General features: G+C 43.8%; 11 protein-coding genes and 1 pseudogene. 4 read left to right on the forward strand and 8 right to left on the reverse strand.

Features of this window, described 5'->3' with window-relative positions:
* The 3 genes from ACE5CV_RS19545 to ACE5CV_RS19555 all read left to right on the forward strand — a co-directional run.
* On the forward strand, positions 1-192 hold a 192-nt coding region (locus tag ACE5CV_RS19545; protein ID WP_374951889.1), incomplete at its 5' end, for a hypothetical protein.
* Complete coding sequence (locus tag ACE5CV_RS19550; RefSeq protein WP_374951890.1) at positions 189-1241, forward strand: two-component regulator propeller domain-containing protein; 1053 nt, start codon at positions 189-191, stop codon at positions 1239-1241. The genes ACE5CV_RS19545 and ACE5CV_RS19550, both read left to right, overlap by 4 nt.
* 59 nt (positions 1242-1300) lie before the next feature.
* Positions 1301-1942, forward strand: a complete 642-nt coding sequence (locus tag ACE5CV_RS19555) for a YceI family protein (protein ID WP_374951891.1) — start codon at positions 1301-1303, stop codon at positions 1940-1942.
* A gap of 27 nt (positions 1943-1969) precedes the next feature.
* On the opposite strand, the gene ACE5CV_RS19560 is transcribed toward ACE5CV_RS19555, so the two are convergent.
* The 8 genes and pseudogenes from ACE5CV_RS19560 to ACE5CV_RS19595 form a co-directional block, all read right to left on the reverse strand.
* Positions 1970-2632, reverse strand: coding sequence for a CBS domain-containing protein (locus tag ACE5CV_RS19560; RefSeq protein WP_374951892.1), 663 nt, complete (start codon positions 2630-2632; stop codon positions 1970-1972).
* A gap of 1 nt (position 2633) precedes the next feature.
* Positions 2634-3395, reverse strand: coding sequence for an alpha/beta fold hydrolase (locus ACE5CV_RS19565; RefSeq protein WP_374951893.1), 762 nt, complete (start codon positions 3393-3395; stop codon positions 2634-2636).
* Between the two features lie 126 nt (positions 3396-3521).
* A complete protein-coding gene (locus ACE5CV_RS19570) occupies positions 3522-3971 on the reverse strand; it encodes a GatB/YqeY domain-containing protein (protein WP_374951894.1) in 450 nt (149 codons plus the stop codon).
* A gap of 107 nt (positions 3972-4078) precedes the next feature.
* Positions 4079-4837 (reverse strand): SDR family NAD(P)-dependent oxidoreductase, encoded by a 759-nt coding sequence (locus ACE5CV_RS19575; RefSeq protein ID WP_374951895.1) that lies wholly within the window; start codon positions 4835-4837, stop codon positions 4079-4081.
* A 391-nt stretch (positions 4838-5228) separates the two neighbouring features.
* Entirely contained in the window at positions 5229-5972 is a 744-nt protein-coding gene (locus ACE5CV_RS19580; protein ID WP_374951896.1) for an outer membrane beta-barrel protein, read from the reverse strand.
* Positions 5969-6700, reverse strand: a complete 732-nt coding sequence (ubiE, locus tag ACE5CV_RS19585; protein ID WP_374951897.1) for a bifunctional demethylmenaquinone methyltransferase/2-methoxy-6-polyprenyl-1,4-benzoquinol methylase UbiE — start codon at positions 6698-6700, stop codon at positions 5969-5971. Before ubiE ends, ACE5CV_RS19580 begins: the two co-directional genes overlap by 4 nt.
* 84 nt (positions 6701-6784) lie before the next feature.
* A pseudogene (locus ACE5CV_RS19590) lies at positions 6785-7402 on the reverse strand (DUF3307 domain-containing protein); the annotation flags it as partial.
* Positions 7403-7469: 67 nt separating this feature from the next.
* Entirely contained in the window at positions 7470-8087 is a 618-nt protein-coding gene (locus tag ACE5CV_RS19595) for a helix-turn-helix transcriptional regulator (protein WP_374951898.1), read from the reverse strand.
* Positions 8088-8297: 210 nt separating this feature from the next.
* Between ACE5CV_RS19595 and ACE5CV_RS19600 the strand changes: the two genes are divergently transcribed.
* A partial coding sequence (locus ACE5CV_RS19600; protein WP_374951899.1) for a Gfo/Idh/MocA family protein occupies positions 8298-9591 on the forward strand: 1294 nt, incomplete at its 3' end.

Genomic DNA, 9591 nt, shown 5'->3' on the forward strand with positions numbered 1-9591 from the left:
CAAAAGCAGGATTGCTCCAAAGTGGTACTTGCCTTTGCGGTGCAGGATGTTTCGGCTATCACGCATATGTCAACATTTTATTTACAAAGTTTACATTTTTATTTACAATCCAAATGCCCCGCGCCGAAACTTATCCAGGTACTTTCGCTGCATCAACCAACCGGACTGCCGTCCCCAATATTAAATAAATGATGAAATACATCCACCTATATGCTTTGTTCCTGGTGCTTGCTTTTTGCACTTCCTGCGCGCAAAATCAAACTGTACCACATCAGGATCATATCAATTACCAGATCAAAGATACGGTCGCTGCCTACGGGCCTAACAGGATGGTGCGTAATGTAAAACAAGGCCGCAATGGCACCATTCTGATCGCGGCATCCTTTGCCGGTGTTTTTCGGTACGACGGAAAATCGTTTACCAATCTCAGCAGTAAAATTGGTTCGCGCAGATACTGGGATGTGCTGGAAGACAGACGCGGAAACCTTTGGTTCGCCACGACCGATTCAGGCGTCTATCGTTACAACGGGAAAACCTTTCAACATTTCACCAACCGTGAGGGATTGGCCAATAATTCGGTCATCGATATTTATGAAGACAGGGCCGGCAATATCTGGTTCGGCACCGGGGGCGGGGCAAGCCGTTACGACGGGCGGTCTTTCCGCAATTTCACTACGAAAGAAGGGCTTCCCAACAATCGCATCCATACCATCCTGGAAGATAAAACCGGGAAACTTTGGTTTGGCACAAGCGGCGAAGCTTGTTTTTATGACGGCAAAACGTTTACCGTGTTCAGGAATAAAGATGGTAAAGCCTTTAACAACGTTTGGGGAATAACCGAAGACAGACAGGGAAATATCTGGTTCGGTGCAACCATCATCGAAGATAAAAAAGGCGATACGTTGATTGTTACGGCCGGTCTTTGGCTGTATAATGGCCGCACCTTTACCAAAATTAATAAGCGTGGTACCGCTGCTATCATCGAAGATAAAAAGGGAAACCTCTGGACCACCGGTCCGGCAAATCCCAATGGGGTTGGGCTTTGGACACTTTCCCGTTATGATCAAAAACCCCGGTTAGATAAAACTCCCGCTGTAACGGGAATCATGTCGATCAACAAAATGCTTTGCGGCATCCTGGAAGCTAATGACGGCAGTATCTGGTTTGGATCGATGAACGGCGTGTACCGGTATGATGGTAAGACCATCACGGATTTCAGAAGAAAAGAAGATCAGCGATAAAGCGTATTAGTGCCTTAAATCATTTGTCAATTATTATTAACCCATATCATTTCTGTATCATGAACAACAAGCTATCCATCACTTACATCCTGTTAATTATCGTTTCCTTATTCTTCGGTTGCGGTAGACCGGCAAAGCAGAAAAACGAAAAACACGAATTGACAAGTGCATTAGCCAGAGGCCAAAAATATATGATAGATACAGCTGAAAGCGTGATAACATGGAAAGGGTCAATGTTATTTGATATTGACGAAGAACACGTAGGGTACGTGTATATTTCAAAAGGAGAATTAATGATCGAAAACGCCCGGTTGACGGGTGGTAAAGCTGTAATAGACATGAATTCAATTGCGTACAAAGACAAGACGAGTAAAAACACGCCTGTAAAACACTTAAAATCGCCTGATTATTTTGATGTAGGAAAATTCCCTATTGCTACAATCGTAATTACCGGGATCGAATCATTACGGGGCCATACTACAGTTAACGGTGATCTGACCATTAAAGGTGTTACCCACCCGGTTACTTTTCCGGTAAAAATGGGAATAACGAACGGAGTTGTAAATGCGAGTGGAAAATTGATCATCGACCGGACAAAATGGGGGATCCGTTACCGATCAGGAAAGTTTTATGATAATTTAGCTGATCAAACTGTTTCGGACGACATTGAATTTCATATGAAGATCGTAGCGAAAAAATAAGGGTTTGCTACCGTAAGCCTCTCTGTATTATAAATTCAAATAATTCATGAACGAATCGAAACGGTCCATTGAGTTATCATTTTGATCGGTGAAGTTAAAGGTGGCCTTAACATCGTAGTTGTACCGCATAAACGTAGCCAGGATGTTAGAGATATCCTGCTTGTTCACCTTAAGCGTTACCTCCAGCTTGGTTGAATCGGGGAAGCTGCGAACATATGAGCTAAGGATCTGCGCATTGTCCGACTCGACCACCTGCGACATGTGCGCAAGCGAGTTGTTCTTGTTATCAACCTCTAATACGATGATACCACCCGGATTTGATACTGAAGTCAGTTTGGCAAAATACTCGTTCATGGCATTGATTGAAACCAGCCCGAGGTAATCTTTTTTTGCGTTTAGCACCGGCACAACACTTAGCTGGCGCTCGTAAAACAGGCGGATAACATCATATATATGCTGATCCTCCAGCACGTAGGGATTTACCAGCGATAAGGCCAGCGAACCTACCGGAGCGCTGTAATCAGCCTCTTCGATCAGGTCGTCCTCTGAGAGTAAGCCTAAAAATTGTTCTTCGTTTACAATTGGCAAATGGCTCACCCGAAACTCCGCCATACGGTCAAACACCTTCTGTATCGTATCAGAGGTATGTACCGGCGGTATCGCGTCAGCTATCAGTTCAATTGCAAGCATCTTATTTTTTTATTTTATTTAAAAATTCGCCCAGGTACTGGTTAAACTCCACCGGCCGCTCCATCATTGGGGCGTGCCCGCACTTATCGATCCAGTGCAGCTCTGAATTAGGCAGCAGTTCATTAAATTCTACAGCAACTTCTGGCGGGGTAATTTTATCGTCACGGCCCCATATCAGGCAAACTGGCATAGTTATTTTGCGCAGGTCCTTATTCATATTATGGCGAATGGCTGATTTTGCCATAGCCAGGATGCGGATCACCTTATGCCTGTCATTTATGGTCTGGAAAACATCGTTCACCAGCTCGTCAGTAGCGATTGCCGGGTCGTAAAAAGTAAACTGTACCTTTTCGCGCACAAAATCAATGCTTTCACGCTTAGGGAACGATCCGCCAAACGCATTTTCATATAAACCAGAGCTGCCAGTCAAAACCAGAGCCTTTACATATCCCGGATGAGCTAATACATATATCAAACCAACATGCCCGCCTAAGGAATTGCCCAGCAAAATTACATTGCTCAGCTTTTTAAATTTAATAAACTTGTGAAGAAACTTTGACAGTGAACGTACACCAGTAGTAAGCAGCGGCATATCATATATAGGCAATATGGGCAATATAACACGATAATGCGGGCTAAACTCGTTAACAACATCTTCCCAGTTGCTAAGCGCACCCATTAAACCATGCAGAAGTAACAGCGTTTCACCTTCACCCGCTTCGATGTAACTAAAACCTTTTTCTTCTTTGAGGGCGTGATCCATATCAGAACGTTATAAATATCGGTTAGTGTAAATATAGCAGACCGTTTTAAACATCAGTCTGAAAAGTTGTAAAATTAGGCTAAAATTAGTTGATTAGGTTACAGCTGCAACAATATTAACAATTAATTATCCTAACAATTGTTTTACAACTTCAGATACGGTTTTACCATCGGCGCGGCCGGCCAGTTCTTTATTGGCAACACCCATAACCCGCCCCATATCTTTAACCGAGGTTACCCCTAACCTGCCGATAACTTCCTGTATGTACCCTTCTATCTCGAACCGGGTCATCTGTTGCGGCAGATACGGTTCAATCACATACATCTCGGCCATCTCAATATCATACAGGTCTTCCCTGCCCTGCGTTTTATAAATATCTGCAGACTCCTTACGTTGCTTAATAAGCTTTTGCAAAACTTTTATTTCGGCTTCCTGCGTAAGGTCTTCACTGGCGCCCTTTTCGGTTTTGGCAAGCAGCAAAGCCGATTTAACGGCCCGTAACCCACGTAAACGGTCGGGCTGTTTAGCCAGCATGGCTTGTTTAATATCCTGGTCTATTTGTGCGATAAGTGACATAGTTTGTGGTTTAGTCCGGATGTCTGATATGTCCGGATATTATGTTATGTATTTTTATGCTTATTCTATCTTTCAGACTTATCGGACTTCTCCGACTTGCCGACTGATTACTTTCTGAAAATATTTGTAGCGGATGCCTGGGCGGTTGGCATAATCACCAGGTCGTTGATGTTTATATGTGCCGGGCGAGAGGCTACAAACCAGATGGTTTCGGCAACATCCTGCGCTACCAGCGGCTCAAAGCCTTCATAAACTTTTTTTGCCCGGTCCTTATCTCCTTTAAAACGCACCTCAGAAAATTCGGTTTCAACGGCACCCGGGTGCACTGCCGAAACGCGGATACCGTGCTGCAGCAGGTCTGCACGCATGCCCTTGTTCAAGGCATCAACGGCATGTTTGGTGGCGCAGTAAACGTTGCCGTTAGGGTAAACCTCTTTACCAGCTATCGAACCCAGGTTAATGATATGGCCGCCGCCGTTGGTTATCATCCAGTTGCTTACAATTTTGCTGGCGTAAAGCAAACCTTTTATGTTGGTATCTATCATGGTTTCCCAGTCGCCGTAATCACCTTTGTCGATGGGGTCGAGTCCCTGGCTAAGGCCGGCGTTATTCACCAGCACATCAACCTTTTTCCATTCCGCAGGCAAGCCCTCCAGGTTACTTATCACCTGATCGCGGTTGCGGATATCAAAAGAAGACACCGCAACTTCCACGTTGTATCTGTCATTCAGGTGTTGCGCAAGCGTTTCCAGCCGTTCCATGCGCCGGCCTGTAAGGATAAGGTTGTAACCCTCGCGGGCAAATGTATGTGCACAGGCCTCGCCTATCCCGGCGGTAGCCCCTGTAATCAATGCAATTTTAGCCATAGGTAGAATAACTATCAGCAGCGAAATTATGTTTTTATAATGGGATAATTACTGTGCGGGTTTTGATTTTCATGATTATAGGATTGGTATGACGGAAAACTAAAAAACGTGTCATTGAACCTATAGCGCGGCAATCTCATCACGATAAGTCGCATGTAGTACTCCGTTAGGAATGGGTTTGCTGTATGAGCATCAGTGGAAGTTCATTTCTTTTTTGTCGCAAAAAAGAAACAGAACCAAAGAAAAAACACGCGGCTGTGTAACACCCTACGAAAGTTTGTGCTTAAGCAATGACAGTGATAACCGTGTGTTACAAGGCCGCACTAAAATTGATACTCGTTCTGTTCATACTATATCTTTTAAAATCCGTGAAATCCTAAAAATCATGGTTCTACTCAAAAAACAAGCTGAAAGTAACGGTATGTAATGACAGTTTGCTGATTGGGGATGAAAACGGGTGATTTTCCTGAACCAGGATATTGCCTAAAGAATTACTTACCTTAATTTCCGGGGATAGCTTAAAGTACTCAAAGTAAATATCAAACCCTACACCTGCCTCGTAAGATGAGTATGTGCGTTTGTTTTTCAATAGTTTATCCAGTGCCCCGGCGTTTACGTCCGATCCTTTTTTGGAGCCGATAGCACTTGAGAATTTCATGCCGCCTAAAAGGTAAGCACGCATGTTGCCAATCCTGTCGGATTTTAGTTTCATTGAAAGGGGAAAATCAACCGTTGTGGTTTGCACCTGTTTTTCGATATCCTGAGAAGAGTTGACGTATTGATAAAGCACCGATCTGTCTGAGAATACAAGTGATGGTGTAATGCGCGCCTCTAAATGATCGGTTAACCGGTAACGGGTTAAAAAACCCACTGCAAACCCGGGCAAAGATTTCGAACTAATGGCATTCAGCTGATCGGTTACATAGGCATTGTTGTCCGCATCAAAATAAGGGTCGCGCCAGTTAGGCTGCTTCACTATCTTAAAATCGCTGCATACATAGGCAAAACTAAACCCAAAACTCAGGTCGGTAACATCGGCACCGCCACCCCACGCAGGTACTAATTGCTGTGCAAACACAAAGCTGCGGCAGCACATCAGTAACACAAAGGCGAGTAAGTACCGGGTTTTGATCATTTAATACCTGTATATATCGAACAGATACCAAACGCCAATGGCCTGTTTTTGGTATTCTTAAACCCTGCTTTATCCATTAGGCCGGTAAAGGTTTTACCATCAGGAAATGCTTCAACAGACTCCGGCAGGTAGCTGTAGGCACGGGCATCTTTAGAAAAAAGCTTACCAATGCCGGGCGTAACATAATTAAAGTAGAATTTATAAAGCTGCTTTACAGGGAACACTTTGGGTTTTGAAAATTCCAGCACTACGGCTTTACCGCCGGGTTTTAGCACGCGGTGGATATCGGCAAGGCCGCTTTCAAGGTTTTCGAAATTACGCACCCCATAAGCTACAGTCACTGCATCAAAAACATCCGCCTCGAACGGCAGCTTTTCGGAGTCGCCCAGCTTAACCTCGAATTTATCAGACAGGCGGCGTTTAGCGATCTTTTGATCGGCTATGTCCAGCATCCCACGTGATATATCCACCCCGATGATCTTTTCAGGCTTCAGGATCTTCAGCGCTTCAAAAGCGAAATCGCCGGTACCGGTGGCTACATCCAGAATCAGTTTTGGCTGATGGGCTTTGAGCTCGTTAATGGCAATTTTGCGCCAGATAATATCGATTCCCAGCGACATAAAGTGATTCAAAAAATCGTATGTCTTAGATATGTTGTTGAACATATCGGCCACCTGTTGTTTTTTAGTAGCCTGCTCGTTTTGGTAAGGTGTAACTGTTTTGCTCATCTGTTTGCGGCAAAGATAGCGGTTTTGATTGAGTTGATGTTTTAAGAAGAATGGTTAAAGGCTTGCCAATGGTATCTCTTGCTATCAGTGCATGGCATATTTCAATGTTAAACCAACTATAAAGGCAATAAAAATGCTTAAAAAGGTGCCGATTAGCAGGTATTCCGTCTTTTCCTCCTCATGGGTGCTATTATATCGCAAAATACTTTTACCGGTTACTAACAAACCGATAGCTTCATACTGGCCCTGATAAACCAGTATAAAAATTATGACGCGCTCAATTATGCCAATGTATTTTCCGGCGTTTTTAAGGCCAGGCGCCACGTTCCAAAAACTGGTGGCCTTACCTATGATAATAGATGATGGAAACGTGAGGAAAAATATACCTGCCGCAAATATCCAAAAATTGCCCGTTGTATAAAAATCGTTTATTTGTTGTGTGCCTGGCATGTATTCTTTAAAAATAATGGCCCAGGTCACTAATATAACAAGGATGTGCAGGGCCTGGTCAATCATAAAATTCACCAGGGTTGCTAATGTATAGGCCTTTGCCAAATCTATAAGCCCATGCAGTAAGGTAATTATTAAAATAACTTTCCAATAACTAAAACCAAGCAGCAGCAGTGCAGTGAGGCCCGTTACCAATATATGCAGATAAAGATATTTTGATTTTATTTTACGGTTTTCCCTATCACTTACCCAAGTTGCAGGCTGCTACCAAAAATCGCTTATAAAGTGTGCCAGTAATAGTTTCACCAGCCAGATGATGCTAATTTCCATTTTTCAATTGGGTTGTTAATATTTCAAATTTAACCAGCATGCTCTTCAGTTCGTCGTAACGGGCGGCCTTTAATTGTTTACTTACTGTTGCGGTTGATAATTTGAGCAAGGCAGCGGTTTCTACCTGCGATTTTCCTGACAGCAACTCAAAAAGCACCTTTGCCTGCTTTGCAGTTAACTGTCCTATCAGGCTATCGGTATATTCGGCGATAATGCTATATGTAAAATCTTTCTCCTTATTGTCCGCTGTTATAAATAAACGTTTGGAAGTATCTTGTAATTTGGCAAAACTCCTGCCCGACGTAACTAAAAGATCATCCATACTCGACCTCAAATCGATTTTTTTAGTTTTCAACGTGCCTATATTTATACTTATCCGGATATCTATCTGCTCGTTTACGGTATATTGTATAGCTATTAACCTGCTCTTAATACATTTTAACAAGGCTTCGTTAGGGTCGGCAATCAGCACTCTAAAACTGTCGCCGTTAAAAAAATCCTGCTGTTCGTTTATAAAAAACGCCTTAAGTTTATTTATTAGATCCTCAAATGCTTTTTGAGGCATTACTGTTGATTTTACGATATCGGCTGTAAGTATTGCGTTCATTATTGGTTAGTTACCATCAAGTAAAATTAGCATTAATTAGCTAATTTTAATAATATTAGCCTAAAAAAGCTAATTTACTATTTATTAGCCTAAAATGGCTAATAATTTGAATGATTATTTTGGCCTGTTACATATCTCCTATAATCTAAATAAATCAATACCTTCACTTTGTTACCAACCAATATAAACCACCTCTTATCATACCTCATTATGAAAGAAAATTCCGAAGCATCACGCAGGGGCTTTATCAAAAAAATGGCCACCACTGCAGCGGCTGTTACCGCCGGCAGTAGTTTATTTGCAGCTGATAAACCGGGCAGCCTTTATTATTTAAAACAACAATACCACAACTTTGGCCCAAACGACCAGGTGAATATCGCCCTGATAGGTGCCGGCGGCATGGGCACCAGCGATATTAACACCGCCCTGCAGGTGCCCGGCGTTAAGCTGGTTGCCGTTTGCGATTTGTATGACGGCCGCTTGCGCGACGCTAAAACCAAATGGGGCGCCGATATTTTTACCACAAAGCATTATAAAGAAATACTAAGCCGTAAAGATATTGACGCTGTAGTAATTGCAACGCCCGACCACTGGCACCAGCAGATTTCTGTAGATGCTATGCGCGCCGGAAAGCATGTGTATTGCGAAAAGCCAATGGTGCATTCCGTAATGGAAGGCCCCGCGGTTATCAAAGCACAGCAGGAAACCGGTAAGGTTTTCCAGGTGGGCAGCCAGGGTGTATCATCATTAGGCAACGAAAAGGCGCGCGAGTTGCTGAAAAGCGGCGCTATTGGCGACCTTAACTATGCAGAAGGTTTTTGGGCACGCCGCGGCGCTGTTGAGGTTTGGCAGTACCCTATCCCCGATGATGCATCAACTCAAACGGTTGACTGGGACACTTACATCAGCAACGCGCCAAAACGCCCTTTCGATTCAAAAAGGTTTTTCCGCTGGAGAAATTATACCGATTATGGTACCGGCATGGCGGGCGACCTGTTTGTACACCTGTTTAGCAGCCTGCATTTTATCACCGGCTCAATGGGCCCAAACAAGATCTATGCCTCTGGCGGGTTGCGTTACTGGAACGATGGCCGCGAAGTGCCCGACGTATTATTAGGGACCTTCGATTATGCCAAAGCAGCTGCGCACCCGGCTTTCAACCTGTCGCTAAGGTGTAACTTTGTGGACGGCACCAGCGGCACCACTTACCTTAAACTGGTGGGCAGCGAAGGATCCATGGATATTACCTGGGACAGCGTAACCTTAAAACGTAATAAATCAATTGATAACAACGACCCGTTTTACATTGAAAAAATGAAACAGATGGGGCACGCTACCAGTGGCCGCAAAATGATGCTGCCACCCGAGCAGATTACTTACGACGCCGAGAAAGGCTACCTGGGCGGCCCTTATGATCATATGAACAATTTTATTAATGCTATCCGTAATAACGGTAAGGTGACAGAGGACGCCGTGTTTGGCTATCGCGCTGCAGCCCCTGCTC

It is taken from the genome of Mucilaginibacter sp. (assembly GCF_964263795.1).
Classification (GTDB): Bacteria; Bacteroidota; Bacteroidia; order Sphingobacteriales; family Sphingobacteriaceae; genus Mucilaginibacter.

Excerpts from the sequence above, each read along its gene's own strand:
- ACE5CV_RS19580 (WP_374951896.1), bottom strand. The coding sequence starts at position 5,972 with ATGATCAAAACCCGGTACTTACTCGCCTTTGTGTTACTGATGTGCTGC.
- ubiE (WP_374951897.1), bottom strand. The coding sequence starts at position 6,700 with ATGAGCAAAACAGTTACACCTTACCAAAACGAGCAGGCTACTAAAAAA.
- ACE5CV_RS19560 (WP_374951892.1), bottom strand. The coding sequence starts at position 2,632 with ATGCTTGCAATTGAACTGATAGCTGACGCGATACCGCCGGTACATACC.
- ACE5CV_RS19555 (WP_374951891.1), top strand. The coding sequence starts at position 1,301 with ATGAACAACAAGCTATCCATCACTTACATCCTGTTAATTATCGTTTCC.
- ACE5CV_RS19595 (WP_374951898.1), bottom strand. The coding sequence starts at position 8,087 with ATGAACGCAATACTTACAGCCGATATCGTAAAATCAACAGTAATGCCT.
- ACE5CV_RS19575 (WP_374951895.1), bottom strand. The coding sequence starts at position 4,837 with ATGGCTAAAATTGCATTGATTACAGGGGCTACCGCCGGGATAGGCGAG.
- ACE5CV_RS19565 (WP_374951893.1), bottom strand. The coding sequence starts at position 3,395 with ATGGATCACGCCCTCAAAGAAGAAAAAGGTTTTAGTTACATCGAAGCG.
- ACE5CV_RS19550 (WP_374951890.1), top strand. The coding sequence starts at position 189 with ATGATGAAATACATCCACCTATATGCTTTGTTCCTGGTGCTTGCTTTT.
- ACE5CV_RS19570 (WP_374951894.1), bottom strand. The coding sequence starts at position 3,971 with ATGTCACTTATCGCACAAATAGACCAGGATATTAAACAAGCCATGCTG.